Raw genomic sequence first — 16,710 nt, forward strand, 5'->3', positions numbered from 1 at the left:
AGATGTTCGGTACAGTGCGTTGATACATTCAACATTGTATCGAAATCAAAGGAAGAATTGTAATGGATACAATTTGGCCAGAGGCGTTACCGAAATCCAAAGGTCCGAAATACACTCTGGTTGCCGACACGATCCGAAAAGCGATAGATAACAAGACACTGGAGGTTGGAAAGAAGCTGCCTCCGGTGCGGGAACTGGCGTATCGATTAAAGATCACACCAGGCACTGTCGCGCGTGCCTATACGATCCTGACCGATGAAGGTTTGCTACAAGCCGAGGTCGGGCGTGGTACATTTGTCGCCCCACCGCGATCGCCCATTTTGGATGATGTCTGGTCGCGGCAGTTGCACCTGAGGGACGATAAATATGAGTCCAACGTTAGCCTGTTCAGCCCACGCCTGCCAGATGTAGGGCAGGTGACCTTAATCCGCGAATGCCTTGAAAAGGTTGCGAAAGGCGATCCGCGGATGTTCATGAACTATCCGACCCGCGATGCTTATCTACCGGTGCGCCAAGTTGTGGCTGACTGGTTATCGGATCTTCCACTTGGCTCATTGAATGCTGATGACATTGTACTGACGCATGGCGGACAAAGTGGTATTTGTGTTGTTTTTCAAACCGTTCTGAGGGATCCCAGACCCGTCGTACTGGTCGAGGATCTATCGTATGCCGGTTTCCGGCGTGCCGGTGAATTGATGCGCGCCGAGATTGTCGGGGTAAAAATGGACAAATGGGGAATAAGCCCCGAAGCGCTGGATCACATCCTCAGGCAAACCAAGGCGCAGGCGATTTGCGTCTCACCCGAGGTGCAGAACCCCACGGGCGGGCATTCTCCGCTGGAGCGACGCAAAGAAGTTGTTGAGATCGCGCGTAAGTATGAATTGCAAATCATCGAAGATGATTGCTATCGCATGGGTGAGGCACGCGCGCCTAGCTATCGTGCGTTGGCACCTGAGCGGGGCTGGCATGTCTCTTCAATTTCCAAAACGCTGACGCCGGCACTGCGCGTTGGATTCGCGATTGCCCCACGGGAGCGAAGCGTAGATTTGCGCCGATCTGCCGAGTACGGGTACTTTGGGTTGGCCCAACCCTTAGCCGAATTGACGCGGCTATTGTTGGGGCACCCAGAGGCGAGGCAACTGGCACGAGATGTTCGCTCCAAGATGGGAGAATATGTGCGGGTCGCAGTAAACGCCTTGGGCGGCTTTGACCTCAATTGGGATTCAGAGATTCCCTTTGTGTGGCTACATCTGCCTTCGGGTTGGCGCTCTGCTGCATTCAGTCGCGCAGCTGAACGTGAAGGTATTCAATTGCGATCCGCCGACGAATTCGCGCTTAGGGACGGCAGGGCACCGAATGCTGTCCGAATTGCAGTGAACGGGCATGTCTCGTTAGCTAAATTTGAAGATGCAATGCTGCGTCTGCGCGCGTTGTTGGATAACCCACCCGAACAAATAAGCGTCTAAGCCTTAGTTCAACGGGGCAGGGTCGCCAAAAAAACCGGCCAGATGCCCGATCTTGCCGTCGGCATCGAGGCGGATGAAATCATGCCCCGCAACCATGATCGAACCATCGGGTGAAACCATATGCCAAGTGAAGTGGACGACGTCATGATGCGAGGTGGGGGCGCTTGTCAGTTCAACGCGGCCTTGCGTATCTTTCAGGACTTCTCCGATATGTGCGGATAACTTATCTCTTCCAGTTACCGCAGCGGTAGGATCGACATAGCGGCCATTGCCAGCAAAACATTGATCAAGCAGTTCCAGTCGTCTATTCGGGTTCGTTTCCTGCCAGGCCGCACCATAAGCGGCAATTACATTGTTTAGTTCTTGCATGGTAGCCTCCGGGGACAGGTTGGTTTTAATGAGTGGGTTACAGTTGCGCGCCTAATAGATTTAGATAGGTTGGCGGATAAATCATTGGGGTAAAATAATACCTATTTTGTAAACATCTGTTATCGCATAATTTATTCTACCTTGCGTGTATTGACCTGCATCACGAGTAGGTCTAAACCCCATCCATCGAATTCGGGCCGCTCCGCCACGGGGCGGTCTTTCACATCAAACAGGACTATCCTGCCATGAAAACCTTTTCTGCAACACCTGCAGACATCGACAAGAAATGGATCCTGATCGACGCAGAAGGCGTTGTTCTGGGCCGTCTTGCCTCGATCGTCGCCATGCGCCTGCGTGGCAAGCACAAAGCGTCGTTCACCCCGAACATGGACATGGGCGACAACGTCATCGTGATCAACGCTGACAAAATCCAGATGACCGGCAAGAAGCGCGAAGAGAACTTCTACTGGCACACTGGCCACCCGGGCGGCATCAAGTCGCGCACCAAGCAGCAGATCCTCGAAGGTGCACACCCCGAGCGCGTCGTGACCCAAGCGGTCAAGCGCATGCTGCCGGGCAACCGTCTGGCACGCCAGCAGATGACCAATCTGCGCGTTTACGCCGGTGCCGAGCATCCTCATGAGGCGCAAGCGCCCGAAGTTCTGGATGTTGCATCCATGAACAAGAAAAACACCCGGAGCTAATGACCGATGGCTGATCAGATCAATACTCTCGAAGAGCTGAGCGCCGTCGCAGGCGTTGAAACCGTGGCCGAAGAAGTCATCGTGCGTGAACCCGTACGTGACGAACTGGGCCGCTCCTATGCCACCGGCAAGCGTAAAGACGCCGTTGCCCGCGTTTGGATCAAGCCGGGTTCCGGCAAGGTCACCGTGAACGGCAAGGATCAGGACAAGTATTTTGCGCGTCCCGTTCTGCAGCTGATCCTGCGCCAGCCGTTCCAGGTTGCTGGTGTTGAAGGTGAGTTCGATGTTGTTGCAACCGTCAAAGGCGGTGGCCTGACGGGGCAGGCCGGTGCGGTCAAGCACGGCATCTCGAAAGCGCTGCAACTGTACGATCCGAACCTGCGTGGCGCTCTGAAAGCTGCTGGCTTCCTGACCCGCGACAGCCGCGTTGTGGAACGTAAGAAATACGGTAAGCGCAAAGCGCGTCGTTCGTTCCAGTTCTCGAAGCGTTAATCGCTACGGATACCGAATTGGAAAGGGCTCGCAACTGCGAGCCCTTTTTTTTGGTGGGTTTATTCTTCGTAAACCAGTTTCCACGCACCATTTTCGACGACGCTGACAAAGACAGTATCAGCACCCTGATGGTCATCCGGCCCATAGGTGATCTGGTTGCCGACCAGCTCATCCATGTAATCCAGCGATTCCATTGCGGCGATGAAACTTTCGTGGGTCAGATCAGGCCCTGCGGCCTCAAGCGCTTTGACCATCATCTCGGCTGCTGAATAGCCAAGCATTGAGAAACCGACCGGATCCTCGCCTGTTGCCTCTTTGTATTCTGCGATAAACGCTGCCGGGGCAGGTTCTTCCGCGCGCGCCCAGAGGTCCAACCAGGACGCGGCTGCATAGAAACCATCCGTGACGCCTCCGGGTACCTGTGCCACCACGGTCAAGAAGCTGGCCGAGGTGCCGAGGAACTTCATGTCGGTCAGACCCATTTTCTTGGCCGTTCCAACAACGGTGATTGCCTGACGTACGCCGAGGGCCATGGTGACGATATCGCAACCTTCTTCCTTGAGCTTGCTCAAGGACCCCACGAAGTCCGTCTCGTCCGGCTTATGGGTGGTCTCTGCGCCGAAAGTGATGCCAGCTTCTTCAGCCCCAGCTTTGCTGCCTTCCAGGATTTCCTCGCCGAAATCGGTGGGTAGATACATTGTGCAGACGGTTTGCGATCCGAATTCACCGTTTAGATATTTCACTCCAATCCGCGCCTGGTCGTAATAGGTCGAGAACGACGTGAACTTGTTCTTCATCGGCTCTTGCAGCATCTGCCGCGCGGCGGTCAGAGGAGCGACGTTGGGAATACCTTTCGGGTCCAGCAGCTTGAACCCGGCGACGTTCATCGGCGTACCCAGCGATTGCAGCATGGCAAACACCTTATCGCGGTTCAGAAGCTTGTTATAACCCTGCATCGCGCGTGGCATCTGGTAGCCATTATCCTCGACCACAAAGCGAATCTGACGCCCGTGAACGCCGCCCTCAGCGTTGACCCGATCAAAGACCACATTCGCGCCCTTCGTGGCCGGTACTCCCACGGCAGCGAAGATGCCACTGAGGTCGTTAACAGAGCCGATGACGATCTCATCATCGCTCACACCTTGGGTTTGCGCCCAGCCTATTGTGGCGCATGCAGTTAATGCCGTGGCTGCAGCAAACCCTTTAATCAGTTGTTTCATATTTCTCCTCCCTGTTGGGTCGTCCCTTAACTAATTGTACATATCTTCAATGAGATGTGCGTGTTTCTTTTCCACAAGACCACGCTTGAGTTTCATCGTCGCAGTCAGCTCATCATCCTCTGCGGTCAGCAACACATCGATCAAACGAAAATCCTTGATCTGTTCGACCCGTGCAAACTCTTTGTTTACGGCTTTGATCTCTGCACCAATTAGTTCGGTGACTTCCGATGCCGCACAGAGGGATGCAAAATTCGAGAAGGGGATCTTACGCTCTTGCGCGAATTTCTCGACATTCTCCTGATCGATCATGATTAGCGCAGTTAAATACTTACGCCTGTCCCCGATGATTACCGCGTCCGAGATGTACTGGCTGAACTTCAATCCACTCTCGATCTCGGCGGGCGTGATGTTCTTGCCGCCCGCAGTGATGATGATGTCCTTGAGGCGACCTGTGATGGTGACAAAGCCATCCTCGTCGATATGCCCCATATCCCCGGTGCGCAGCCAGCCGTCGCAAGTGAAGCTTTCAGCCGTTTTGGCATTGTTGCGCCAGTAGCCCTGAAAAATGTTCAGACCTTTAACCTGAATTTCCCCTTCATCCGAAATACGCATGTCGTTGCCGGGCACTGGCATTCCAATGGTGCCGATCTTGTTGACCCCAAGCGTGTTCAACGCCGCTATGCCGGCAGTCTCGGTCATCCCGAACCCTTCGACAATTGGTACGCCGATGGCCCAATACCATCTAAGCAGATCAGGAGAGATCGGCGCTGCACCAGAACCACCCCGACGAAGCCGGTCTAGGCCCAGCATCCGGCGCAGGTTGCGCAGTACTAGCCGATCCCAGAACCAGAACCGCATTGCGACCGGCGAGGGCACGGGCTTGCCCGTAAGGATGTAATCAGCCCGCGCCGTGCCCGCCTTGAGCGCCTGCACAAAGGCGAAACGCCCGGTCGGCGTGGCTTCTTTTGCCATGAACATGACCTGCGAGTAGATTTTCTCCCACACTCGTGGAACGGCGGTAAAGGTGGCGGGAGAGACTTCTTGCAGGTTGGCGAATACCGTTTCGGGGCTTTCGGCGAAATTCACTGTGCTTTTCATCGCCAGTGGGTAATAGATCGACACATCGCGCTCGAGGATATGACAGAGCGGCAGAAAACACAGTTGTTCGTCGGTCGACTGAGACGGCAGGGAATGGGCGCCAGCTTCGATCGCCGCCATGATGTTTTCATGGCTTAGCATGGCGCCCTTAGGATTGCCGGTGGTGCCCGATGTATAGATGAGCAAGGCAGTGTCTTGTGGCGAGGCCGCAGCGATCTCAGCCTCGAATGCGCCAGGTTCTTCGGCCTCAGCCTGCCGCCCCAGAGAGTACAAGTCCCCAATCATCATGCAACGCGGATGGTCGAGATCGTGCAGGCCTTCGTCTTCAAGGATAATGACCTTGAGCAAATCTGGAAGTTGCTCTTCTACCTCGAGGAACTTGTCCAACTGCTCTTCGTCTTCAACGATCAGAAACCGGCTGCCACTGTCGTTGATCAGATATTTCAGCTGAGCAGCTGAATCCGTGGTGTAGACGCCAGAGGCGATCCCTCCGACGCATTGGATGCCCATATCGAACCATGCCCATTCCTTACGGTCTTCGGACAGGATTGACACAACTTCGCCACGTTGCAGGCCCAACTTGCGCAGGGCCAGCCCGATCCATCTGGCGTGCTGCCAGTAGTCGGCCCATGAATAGGATTTCCAGATGCCGAAATCCTTTTCACGATGCGCTGTGCGTGATCCCGACTCGGCACAACGTTTTTGGAACAGCTCGCAAATCGTCACGCAACCATCGACCCACAGCGGGCGCTGCCCGGGCGTCGCGTTGAACTGCACGCCGTTGATCGTGATCTGAGGGGGCAGGGGGTTCGCGTCCATCCGGCTCACCTCCACGTCTTCTTGCGTTTCCAACGGCGGTTCTCCCGCGCGCCTTCTTCCTGAACGCCCAAATAGAAGTTCTGGATGTCTTCGGATTGCAGCAATACATCGGCGGCACCATCCATGACGATCCGCCCGATCTCCATAACATAGCCATGATGGGCAAGTTCCAAGGCGGCATTGGCGTTCTGTTCAACCAGCATCATCGTCATTTTCTGCTCGTCATTGAGGCGCTTGAGGATGCCAAAAATCTCTTGCACCAACAACGGTGACAGGCCCAGCGAGGGCTCGTCCAGCAGCATGATACGGGGGTTGGCCATCAAACCGCGCCCGATTGCCAGCATCTGCTGTTGCCCGCCAGACAAGGTGCCGGCCTCTTGACCCCGGCGTTCTTTCAGAACGGGAAAGTAGGAAAAGACCAGATCGCGATCGTGATCGATCTGACCTTTGTCTGACAGGGTATACGCGCCAAGGCTCAGGTTCTCATCGACGGTCAGAAGCGGAAAAACCTCACGTCCTTCAGGCACATGTACGATGCCTTTTTGAACAACCTTGTGAGGTTCGGAGCCTTGTATTTGCTGGCCGTCAAATGTGATCCTGCCTTTTTCGGGGTCCATCACGCCCGAGACGGTTTTCATTAGTGTCGTCTTGCCTGCACCATTCGCGCCAAGGATCGAGACGATCTGCCCTGGATGCACGTCCAGCGATACACCGCGAATGGCCATGATCGGGCCATAGAAGCTTTCGATATTGCGGATTCTGAGAATTGGCTCATTCATGAGGCTTTCCCCAGATAAGCCTCGACCACGGCTGGATGCGATTGAACCTCAGCAGGGGTTCCTAGCGCAAGTTTCGCTCCGTCAGCCATCGCCAGCACCCGGTCGGAAACGCCCGAGACCAGTCCCATGTCATGTTCCACCATCAGCACGGTGATCCCCATCTGCCGTCGGATATCATCGATCCACCAGCGCATATCGGAGGTCTCTTCAACCGACAGGCCCGAGGCGGGTTCGTCCAGTAGCAGGAGTTTTGGATCGGTGGCCAGCGCGCGTGCGACCTCGACCACCTTGCGTACACCGTAGGGTAGGCCCGAGATCATCTTGTCGCGGAAAGCCTGAAGGTCGAGGAAGTCGATGATCTCTTCTACCATTTCACGGTTTTCAATCTCTTGCTTGCGCGCAGCGGGCGTAAACAGAATTTCCGAGAACAGATTGGTTTTGCGGTGCCGGTGGCGCCCGACCAGAAGGTTCTGTAGAACGGTCGCGTGTTCGAACAGTTCAATGTTCTGGAATGTACGTGCCACACCATAGGCCGCTACGGCCGAAGGTTTCACGCGCAGCAAGTCGTGCCCATCGAACCGGATCGCCCCCGCATAAGGATCGTAAAATCGTGAGATCAGATTGAAGACTGTAGATTTGCCAGCCCCGTTCGGACCAACGATGGCAAAAACCTCGCCCTCCTGAACACCAAATGACAGATTATCGACTGCGGTCAGACCGCCGAATTTCAGGGTGACGCTTTCAAACTCCAGCAAGCTCATCTCAGACGCTCCGTCTTGAGATACGATTTTTGCCGTTTGAACATGTCCTTGCGGTAGAAGGGGAACAGCTCGAACCAAGTGCGGATTTTCAACCATCGGCCATAGAGGCCCATTGGTTCGAACAGGATGAAGGCGATCAGGATCATGCCGAAGATGCCAAACTCCAAACCCGGAATGGCAACGGTGTTTCCGCCAAATATGGCCGCTGCATATTCCTTCGAGATCGACAGGAACTGCGGCAGGAAACCGATCACGATTGCACCCAGAAACGCGCCATGGATAGAACCCAATCCGCCGATCACGATCATCATCAGCAATTGGATCGAAATAACGACGCTGAAAGTCTCGTTGTTGAACGCTCCCGCAAACATTCCCATCAGTGCGCCTGCCAACCCAGTGACTGCACAGGAGAGGGCAAATGAGATCGTCTTGGTGCGCGCGATATCCACGCCCATCGCCTGCGCTGAGACCTCAGAATCTCGTACGGCGATGAAGCTGCGGCCCAAGGGCGCGCGCAATAGGTTGATATAGCCCAGTGTCACGACAACGGCGACGGCCAGCACCAGCCAGAAGAACGGGGCCGGGGTAGCCCAACGATCGACCAGATGTCCAAAGATCTCGACACCACCCAGATATTTACCCGCGACACCTCCGGTGATGGGTTCGGCCAGAACGATGATGTCGTCCATGAGCACAGACAGGGCCAAAGTAAAAATCGCAAGATAGATGCCGTGCAGGCGCAGGGCAGGGATGGCAACCGTTGCACCAACGATACCGGTCAACAGGCCCGCCACAGGGAAAGCCAGTAGAAAAGGTACGCCCGCTTCTATGAGCACAACATTTGCATAGCATCCGACGGCCAGAAAGGCGGCGTGGCCGAGGCTGGCTTGTCCAGTATGACCTGTCAGGATCATCAGGCCGAGCCCGGCTATTGCCCAGATCAGCACATTGGTCAGCTCACCCAGATAGAAATCATCCAGCCACCAGGGCGCAGCGGTAACGATCGCCAAAAGGATAAGATAGAGGCTGAGTTGATAGCCATCCTTCCAGGGGCGGATGTCTTGCATATAGTCGGTTTTGAACACGATCCGCATGGTGCTCAGACCTTCTTGACCCGCACCTGGCTGAACAGCCCGTGCGGTCGAAAGATCAGTACCGCCAGCAAGAGCGCATATGGTGCGATCTGGCTGTATCCGGCGGCGACATAGCGGCTGGCAAAGGGTTCGATCACTCCGACAATCAGCCCTCCGGCCAATGCACCCGGAAGGCTGCCGAACCCTCCGATAACTGCGGCCGCAAAGGCTTTGATTCCCAGCAATCCGGTCGTGGGATCAACCGAGCCTTTGGCGGCGAACAATATTCCGGCGATTCCGGCAACGACACCTGCCAAGGCCCAGATAAACCCCTGAACGCGCTTGACCGGGATACCCATATAATAGGCTGCCAACTGGTTCTGAGACGCACCCTGCATGGCAAGCCCCAACTTGGTCTTGCTGAAAAACACATAAAGGCCCCAGGTGAGTAGGATAGTGACGACGATAACGGCTACATCTTCCATGCCTAGAACCAGTCCACCAAACCGGATTTCCTTCCCGGCCAGAGGATTCTGCAGCGTTTGTGGCTCGTGCCCCCAGATCAGACCGGCGGCAAACCGGATCACAAAGCCCAAAGCGATGGTCAGGATCACGACCGCGGTCTGACTTTCACCAAACAGGCGACGGATGATCAGCCGATCAATCAAATATCCCAACGCCCCCATAATCATCAATGAGATTGGCAGCGCTAGCCAGAAGGGCAGACCCATATATTCAGTATTCGTAAGGCCGATAGTGACAAACGCACCCAGCATCATGAAATCGCCCTGCGCGAAATTCACCGCCTCGGTCGCTTTGTAAATCAGAACAAAGCCCAGAGCGATCAGGCCGTAAACGCAGCCATTCGCCAGCCCGCTGATCAGCAGCTGTGCGTTATCCAATCTCACCCTCCCTCAGCCGGTTATGTCCGGCGCTTTGTTCTACTATGGCGTGATAATTACCTTGCCGTCACTCTTTTTTAGAGCGTCTGCCAGATTTGGCAGCACTTCACGCAACGAAAGCCTTGCGGAAACATCTGTGTGCCAGCGTCCGTCCGCAAATCGCGCCTGTACTTCGCCAACAACGCGCATTTGATCAGCCGGGGGAGTGTCCATCATCCAGCGGGTCAGCCAAAACCCTTCGATCCGTTTGCTCATAAAGATCAACTGTCCCATCTGGGTCAGCTTTGGCAATTCAGAGCTGAGCTTGCCGTAACACACCCAGCGCGCGCCATTGGGCATGGCACAAAACACTTGCTCGGACAGTTGGTCCGCAACGGCATCAAGGAACACACGAGGTTTTAGGGTTTTGCTGATAGTCGCGAACTGCGTGGCTGCATCAGCGCCACCAGTCACCACCACCTCTGCAGCGCCGAGGGCCTTTAGCGGGTCAATCGTCTCAGCTCGTCGCACCAACGCGATTGGTTTCAACCCAAGGTCCCGCCCAAGGCTGCACATCAATTTTCCGAGTTGGCTGGTTGCTGCGGAAACTACAAAGGCCTCACCTGCATTCTTCGCGATATCCACCATCGCCATAGCTGTCAGAGGGTTAACAATCTGCGCAGCACCGTCTTCGTCTGAGATATCGGGCCGCAAAGGGATGCACATCTGAGCTTGTGTAACGACATATTCGGCCCATGCACCTGAGCCTGCTGCAACAAACGCCACCCGCTGATCCTGCAGGGCCTCGGCGCCGGCTCCTGTGGCTACAACGTCTCCACATCCTTCGAAACCCGCAGCAGCACCTTTGACCCGAGGCTGACCGTATTCGCCTTTGATAAAATGGATATCAGATGGGTTAACCGAGGCAGTTCGCAATCTGATCAACACCTGACCCGGCCCGGGAACGGGCAAGGGCAGATCAGCTTCGGCCAACCAATCCGATGCCTTTTCCAAAGTGGGTCCGGTGGCAGTACCCGAATAGCCGTCATGTGTTTGAACAATGGCAATCATGGAGTCGGGCAGAGCGGTCATTTTGCAATCCTTTTGGAAAGGAAGTTCAACACAATGTGGAAACTACTTCAACGTAACACTTTGACAAACATCTAAAATTGTATTTCCCAGTGTTGCAGAACCAAGCATTCGTGGGTTTGTTGTATTACTTTGCACGATCGCAACACTAGGGAAATCAAAGTGCCCAAGCTTAGCTGAACCAGCCCCAACCGGGCTGGTTCAAAGTGCCGCGCTACTGCGTCAGCAAGTTGCGCAGGTCTTGTATCTTGGCGACGATCAGCTCGGGCGATGCTTTAATATCGTCGAGAATCGTAAGAGCTTTGGATTTAATATCCTCAGTTAGAGTGCTGTCCTGGATCGATGTGACCATGGCGTCATAGTCAAAATTCTGTGCAGTCAGCATTCCCTCTTGAACCCAGGAATTAAACAGCTCTTGCCCCTGCGCCGTGAGCGCAGCAACTTGCTCTCCGGCGTCGGAAGCTGCATCGCTGGCTTGTTCTGCGACAGATGACGCCGCTTCACTTGCCTGATCTGCAACCGAAGATGCGGCCTCAGACGCTTGCTCGGTCGCCGCTTCAACCGCATCGCTCGCAGCCTCTTGAATGGCTGTGGCTGCCTCGCCAACAGCGTCGGATGCGTCCTCGGCAGCCGATTGAAGCTGTTCGGCCGGTGTTGGTTCAGGTTTTGTGGCGAAATAGTATGCCCCTCCGCCAATGACGGCGATGGCAACAATTAACAATAGACGCGACATAGGGGGTCTCCTTCAAATAATGTGTCGCCGACATGGGATGAATTTACCCTAGCGCCAAGGGGAAAACCCGTGAATCTGCAGCACATTCCGGGTTTGAGCTACACTGTGCTGATAGGCATGGTATGCGGTGGCAACATCATGCCGTATTTAGTCGATTGATCAGATAAAAACATGTTTCGGAAGTTTGTGGTGGAAACTCAAGCGGCCAACTAGGCTCAGGACTCACGGCCATTAGATAACGAGTGCGGCGAGCGCGATTGCGGACAGGAAGACCTTCGGGCATCTGTCGCATCCTGTTGCAACTCGACGCCAGTCCTTCAGCCTGCCGAACAAGATCTCGATCCGGTTACGTCGTTTGTATCGTCGCTTGTCGTATCGAACTGCCGTCTCGCGTTGCTTTCGACCGGGGGTACAGGCGCGTATCCCTTTGTCTTTCAATGCTTCCCTAAACCAATCAGCGTCATAGCCTCGATCACCCAGCAGCCAATCGACCTTTGGTATTCTGGAAACGAGAGTTCGAGCGCCGATGTAATGAACTGACCTGACCGGCGGTTATGAAGAAGTTCGACGGTCATCCAGTGCTGTCACAGATCGCGTGAAGCTAGGTGTTCATCCCGCCCTTTGTCCACCCGACCAGACGGCTACGTCCCCCTTTTTCACCGCAAGGCTCGACGCCGCGCGATGGGCTTTGAGGTAGGTTGCATCGATCATGACTGTATTCTTTTCACCGTGATCTGCGGCCAAACCAATCAACATTTCAGCAAAGATACCCTTATCGCTCCATCGCTTCCAACGATTGTACAATGTCTTGTACGGCCCGTATTCTTTGGGTGCGTCACTCCATCTTAACCTATTGCGATTGATGAATATAATCCCGCTCAGCACACGCTTATCGTCAACCCGGGGCTTGCCATGGGACTTCGGAAAGAAAGGTGCAAGCCGCTCCATCTGCGCGTCGCTCAACCAGAATAGATCAGATTTGTTCACCGCTCGTTTTTCGACCCGTGAATCACGCAGCCAAACGGATTTCAATGGCTCCTGAGCCTAACAATTTCAGTTGGCGAAATAATCTGTCCAAGTAGGTTAATATACTGACACCGGGCTTGTCGTTCCTCTAACGACACACTCGAGTTCGCAACAGATTTTAAAAGGTTCTGGATGTTCTGACGTAATGTAGTCGGTGAACCTCTCGCCAGCGAGTTTGCCGATATTTTCTGCCGGGATACGAATGGTTGTGAGGCCCGGCTCAACATCCGCTGATCCTTTGAAGTCTCCGATGCCGATGATCGAGAGATCGTCTGGAACCTTCACCCCCAGGCTCTGGGCCGCAAACAAAGCGCCCTGTGCAATGACGTCATTTCCGCAAAGCAGCGCCGTAGGACGAGAGTGCTTTGTCAAGAGGGTCAGGGCTGCTTGCTTGGCTTGCGACACACTATACGGGGCTTCGGACTCATGCTCACTCGGAACGGAAATACCCATTTCGTTAAGCGCAGCATGCACGGCAGATATCCGATGTTGTGCACGGTCATTACCATTGATTTGAGGAAAGATCAGCCCAATGTCACGGTGCCCCAAGGCCAGTAGATGTTCAGTCGCAAGACGCCCGGCCAGCCGATTGTCGGCCCCGACACACGGAAGGATGGAATCTTGTGAAAAATTCCAAATAGCGAGCGCGGGTATTTTCTGCTGTTCGATCAGTCGGGCGGTAGCGTCGGAATGTTCCAATCCAACCAGCGCTACTCCGTCGACACGATGTTCAAGAAACTTGCGGACCATCGCGTATTCCCGATCGAGGTCATATCCATGCGACGCCAGCAAAAGGCTGAAGCCGCCTTTGTCGATTGAGTCCGAGAAGGCCTGAATGACTTCGGAAAAAATGGCGTGGTTGATCGTAGGGACCACCAGGCCGATGGTGCCGGAACGTTTGCCATGCATCGTCTGCGCGGCACGGTTTCGGATATACCCCAACCTTTGCACCGCCCGATTGATCTTTTTCCGAGTCGCAGGGCTGACCAAATTCGGGTGATTGAACGTGCGGGACACTGTTGACGGTGACACTTTTGCGGCCTTTGCGACCGCTACAATATCTACCTTACCATTTTGTAAATTAGACATAATATTCTCCCGTTTGGTCGAATTTATGAAAACATTTGCAATACTATTTTCATCGCCTACCCTGATTTGTCAACAAAAGTAAAAACATGAACCGATGGGTTGGGAGGCCCTGAATGGACTTCATTTATTACTTCGGAGACGTATTCACGCCGCTGTCGTTTATGCTGCTTTTGGGCGGCACGATTGGCGGCTTGATTCTGGGTGCGACGCCGGGTCTGTCTCCGACAATGGCGGTTGCCCTGCTGATCCCGTTCACCTTCCAGCTTGAGGCGGCGCAGGGGCTGATCCTGCTGGGAGCTGCCTATACGTCGACCGTTGCCGGAGGGGCGGTCAGTGCGATCCTGCTGAAGATTCCCGGCGCACCTGCCAATATTGCGACCACTCTGGATGGCCACACAATGGCGAAACAGGGTCAAGGGGCACGCGCCTTGCAGCTGTCCTTTCTGGCCTCGGCCGTCGGGGGCATCTTTGGTGTGCTGCTGCTGATCTTCCTGACCCCGGTTCTGGCGCAATGGGCGCTTGCCTTTGGCCCGTCGCACCTGTTCTGGCTTGCCATTCTGGGGGTGACTGTGATCGGGACGCTGGATTCCGCCTCGGTGGTCAAGGGTCTGTTGTCCGGCTGTATCGGGTTGTGGCTGGCCACAATCGGGTTTGATGACATCATGGGCGCGCAGCGCTTCATCTTTCACCCTGCTTTGGGCGGCGGGATCAATATCATCGCCGCGCTGATTGGCCTGTTTGCGATACCGCAGGTGCTGACAATGTTCGCAAAGGGTCGCCACCACACCGGTGCCGAAGTCATTGAGGTGCAACGGCATTCTATCCTCGAAGCCTTCCGCGAACTCTTTAGCCGCACACGCGCGTTGAGCATCGGAACGCTGACCGGTTCGATCATCGGCCTGATCCCCGGCGTCGGAGGGCAGATCGCCGGGCTCGTCGCTTATGACCAGACCAAAAAGTTCTCGTCTGAAAAAGACAAGTTCGGCACAGGACATTCCGAAGGCGTAATCGCCGCAGAGTCTGCCAATAACGCGATGGTGGGTCCGTCTCTGGTGCCGCTGCTGACCCTGTCGATCCCAGGTAGCCCAACGGCTGCCGTTCTGCTGGGCGGATTGCTGATCCATGGGATTTTCCCAGGTTCCGACCTCTTCGACAACCATCCAGATGTGGCATGGACATTCATCAACTCGATGCTGATTGGACAGGTTCTGATGTGCATCTTTGGCCTCTATGTCGCCGGTCTCGCAGCGCGTGTAGCCCAAGTCCCGCAGTCGGTTATGGCAGCTATCGTTCTGGCACTGTCGGTCTTCGGGGCCTATTCGGTGCAGGGTTCGATGGGCGATGTTTATGTCATGGCCTGTCTTGGTATCGGCATGTTCTTCCTGGAGCGCTTTGGTTTTTCAGCCGCACCACTGGTGTTGGGGTTAATCCTTGGGCCAATCGCCGAAGCCAACTTCATTCAAGGCGGGATGATCGCTGACGCAACTGTCGGCAAGGCCTCGTATTTCCTGACCGGTGGACTGAACCTGTTGTTGATTACAGTGGTGCTGGCCTCAATCGCTTACTCGGTCTGGATGGAACTGCTCCACCGTCGCTACACCACGAAAGAGGAGGCGCAGGCATGAACCGCTCGCAACACGTATTCGGGTCGGGTCTGGTCTTTGCCGTGGGTCTATGGGTGACCTGGGTCAGCTATACCCAGCAACCGGCTGAGGCATTCCTGTTCCCGCGTCTAATCGCATCAGTTTTCGTGGTGCTGGCCGGATGGACATTTGGCAAAGCGGTAATGGGCTTGTCCAAGGTCGGAAATGGCGTAACACGCACGATGTTCCTGAACATGCTGCCGGGTTTGATCATTACACTGATCTACGTGTTCTGGGCGGCCAAGTCGCTGGGCTTCTACACAGCGACGGCCATCGCATTTTTCGTTCTGCTGTCGATTTATGATCCAGCCCCGCATTCCAAAACCAAATCCTGGGTTAAGCGCGGCGTCATCACGGCAGTCTTTTTGGCGGTGATGTACGGGCTCTTCGCCATGCTTCTGAACGTCTACACACCAAAGGAAATTCTGTTCTAACCGCGCAGGGCGCGGAGAACTAAATTAGGGAGGAAACGCAAATGAAACGAATGATAGCAGGGGCCGCATTGGCCTTCATGAGCCTAACAGGAGCCGCAGTGGCAGAGGATTACCCCGAACGGCCGATCATGATGATGGTCAGCTACGGCGCGGGAGGCGCGACCGACTTTCAGGCGCGCATTGTCACCATGACATCCGGTAATGAAGACGCGCTGGGAATGCCCATTGCGATTATCAACAAACCCGGGGCAGGTGGTCGTGTGGGTTGGAATTGGTTTGCCACGCAGGCTGACCCGGATGGCTACACACTCGCGGCCTATAACGTTCCACATTTTATCGCTCAGTCGATCAAAGGTGGGGTGGAATATTCGACCGACAGCTTTGAACCCATCGCGAATTGGGGCGCTGATCCGGCTGTATTCGTCGTTGGGGCCGACAGTGAGTTCAACTCGATGGAGGATGTTGTCACCTTTGCCAAGGAAAACCCCGGCAAACTGACCGTTTCCGGCGCGGGCCTATTTGTGGGTCACCACATTGCAGCTTTGCAGATCGACAAGGCCGCTGGAACCAAGATGGCCTACATCCCGACCAAAGGCGGCGGGGCCGCAGCCATGAAAGCCGTGATCGCAGGTGAAGTCATGGGAGGTATCAACAACCTGTCAGATGCGTTCCGAGCGCAAGAAGCGGGCAACGTCAAAATACTGGGTGTCGCCGATCTTGAGCGTAACGCATTCCTGCCCGACGTGCCGACAATGATGGAACAGGGGTTGGACGTCGACAACTCGTCGGTCAATTTCCGAGGCGTGATGGTGCCCAAAGGCACTCCACCCGAGGTTATCGAGAAACTCTCGGCAACAGTGCCCGAGATGTTCGCCAATTCCCGCGTTGCCAAAAAGATGGAGGCCGGCGGTTCACCTATGCACATCATGACACGTGACGAAGTGATCGAGATGTGGGCGCAGCGTCAGCAGACACTGAACGAGTTGCTGGCCGGCCTCTAATCCGGACGGACGCAGCGGGGCGGAGCTGTTCCG

General features: G+C 55.1%; 16 protein-coding genes and 1 pseudogene. 6 read left to right on the forward strand and 11 right to left on the reverse strand.

Features of this window, described 5'->3' with window-relative positions; translation table 11 throughout:
• The first annotated feature begins 62 nt into the window (after nt 1-62).
• Entirely contained in the window at nt 63-1,466 is a 1,404-nt protein-coding gene (locus G7G_RS0107095) for an aminotransferase-like domain-containing protein (protein ID WP_010440021.1), read from the forward strand.
• A 3-nt stretch (nt 1,467-1,469) separates the two neighbouring features.
• Here G7G_RS0107095 and G7G_RS0107100 read toward each other — a convergent pair whose 3' ends face one another.
• A complete protein-coding gene (locus G7G_RS0107100) occupies nt 1,470-1,835 on the reverse strand; it encodes a nuclear transport factor 2 family protein (RefSeq protein WP_010440025.1) in 366 nt (121 codons plus the stop codon).
• Nucleotides 1,836-2,080: 245 nt separating this feature from the next.
• On the opposite strand from G7G_RS0107100, the gene rplM reads away from it, so the two are divergent.
• Nucleotides 2,081-2,539 carry a 50S ribosomal protein L13 gene (gene rplM / locus G7G_RS0107105; protein WP_010440027.1) on the forward strand — a complete coding sequence of 153 codons (459 nt, stop codon included), beginning with the start codon at nt 2,081-2,083 and terminating at the stop codon, nt 2,537-2,539.
• Nucleotides 2,540-2,545: 6 nt separating this feature from the next.
• Entirely contained in the window at nt 2,546-3,031 is a 486-nt protein-coding gene (gene rpsI / locus G7G_RS0107110; protein ID WP_010440030.1) for a 30S ribosomal protein S9, read from the forward strand.
• A gap of 59 nt (nt 3,032-3,090) precedes the next feature.
• Here the strand turns inward: rpsI and G7G_RS0107115 are convergent, their stop codons facing one another.
• The 10 genes and pseudogenes from G7G_RS0107115 to G7G_RS0107160 form a co-directional block, all read right to left on the reverse strand.
• Nucleotides 3,091-4,251, reverse strand: a complete 1,161-nt coding sequence (locus tag G7G_RS0107115) for an ABC transporter substrate-binding protein (RefSeq protein ID WP_010440033.1) — start codon at nt 4,249-4,251, stop codon at nt 3,091-3,093.
• 30 nt (nt 4,252-4,281) lie between these two features.
• Nucleotides 4,282-6,168, reverse strand: coding sequence for an AMP-dependent synthetase/ligase (locus G7G_RS0107120; protein WP_010440035.1), 1,887 nt, complete (start codon nt 6,166-6,168; stop codon nt 4,282-4,284).
• A gap of 5 nt (nt 6,169-6,173) precedes the next feature.
• Nucleotides 6,174-6,947 carry an ABC transporter ATP-binding protein gene (locus G7G_RS0107125; RefSeq protein ID WP_010440038.1) on the reverse strand — a complete coding sequence of 258 codons (774 nt, stop codon included), beginning with the start codon at nt 6,945-6,947 and terminating at the stop codon, nt 6,174-6,176.
• Nucleotides 6,944-7,708 (reverse strand): ABC transporter ATP-binding protein, encoded by a 765-nt coding sequence (locus tag G7G_RS0107130; protein ID WP_010440040.1) that lies wholly within the window; start codon nt 7,706-7,708, stop codon nt 6,944-6,946. Before G7G_RS0107130 ends, G7G_RS0107125 begins: the two co-directional genes overlap by 4 nt.
• Nucleotides 7,705-8,802, reverse strand: a complete 1,098-nt coding sequence (locus G7G_RS0107135; RefSeq protein WP_010440042.1) for a branched-chain amino acid ABC transporter permease — start codon at nt 8,800-8,802, stop codon at nt 7,705-7,707. The genes G7G_RS0107130 and G7G_RS0107135 overlap by 4 nt, the downstream gene beginning before the upstream one ends.
• 5 nt (nt 8,803-8,807) lie before the next feature.
• A complete protein-coding gene (locus G7G_RS0107140) occupies nt 8,808-9,683 on the reverse strand; it encodes a branched-chain amino acid ABC transporter permease (protein ID WP_010440044.1) in 876 nt (291 codons plus the stop codon).
• A gap of 42 nt (nt 9,684-9,725) precedes the next feature.
• Nucleotides 9,726-10,754, reverse strand: a complete 1,029-nt coding sequence (locus G7G_RS0107145) for an alcohol dehydrogenase catalytic domain-containing protein (RefSeq protein ID WP_010440045.1) — start codon at nt 10,752-10,754, stop codon at nt 9,726-9,728.
• A 211-nt stretch (nt 10,755-10,965) separates the two neighbouring features.
• The gene (locus G7G_RS0107150; protein ID WP_010440046.1) at nt 10,966-11,484 is read right to left on the reverse strand and encodes a hypothetical protein; all 519 of its coding nucleotides are present in this window, start codon (nt 11,482-11,484) and stop codon (nt 10,966-10,968) included.
• A 231-nt stretch (nt 11,485-11,715) separates the two neighbouring features.
• Nucleotides 11,716-12,471: pseudogene (locus G7G_RS23900) on the reverse strand (IS5 family transposase).
• A 96-nt stretch (nt 12,472-12,567) separates the two neighbouring features.
• On the reverse strand, nt 12,568-13,599 hold the full coding sequence (locus tag G7G_RS0107160) for a LacI family DNA-binding transcriptional regulator (RefSeq protein WP_010440054.1): 1,032 nt from the start codon (nt 13,597-13,599) through the stop codon (nt 12,568-12,570).
• 113 nt (nt 13,600-13,712) lie between these two features.
• On the opposite strand from G7G_RS0107160, the gene G7G_RS0107165 reads away from it, so the two are divergent.
• The 3 genes from G7G_RS0107165 to G7G_RS0107175 are packed head-to-tail and all read left to right on the forward strand — an operon-like array spanning nt 13,713 to nt 16,677.
• Nucleotides 13,713-15,224 carry a tripartite tricarboxylate transporter permease gene (locus tag G7G_RS0107165; protein WP_010440058.1) on the forward strand — a complete coding sequence of 504 codons (1,512 nt, stop codon included), beginning with the start codon at nt 13,713-13,715 and terminating at the stop codon, nt 15,222-15,224.
• Nucleotides 15,221-15,676 carry a tripartite tricarboxylate transporter TctB family protein gene (locus tag G7G_RS0107170; protein WP_010440061.1) on the forward strand — a complete coding sequence of 152 codons (456 nt, stop codon included), beginning with the start codon at nt 15,221-15,223 and terminating at the stop codon, nt 15,674-15,676. Before G7G_RS0107165 ends, G7G_RS0107170 begins: the two co-directional genes overlap by 4 nt.
• Before the next feature lie 41 nt (nt 15,677-15,717).
• Nucleotides 15,718-16,677: a Bug family tripartite tricarboxylate transporter substrate binding protein gene (locus G7G_RS0107175; RefSeq protein ID WP_010440064.1), complete on the forward strand. Its 960-nt coding sequence runs from the start codon at nt 15,718-15,720 to the stop codon at nt 16,675-16,677.
• Nucleotides 16,678-16,710: the final 33 nt, after the last annotated feature.

Origin of the sequence: Ruegeria conchae (genome assembly GCF_000192475.1) — a bacterium.
Taxonomy (GTDB): domain Bacteria; phylum Pseudomonadota; class Alphaproteobacteria; order Rhodobacterales; family Rhodobacteraceae; genus Ruegeria; species Ruegeria conchae.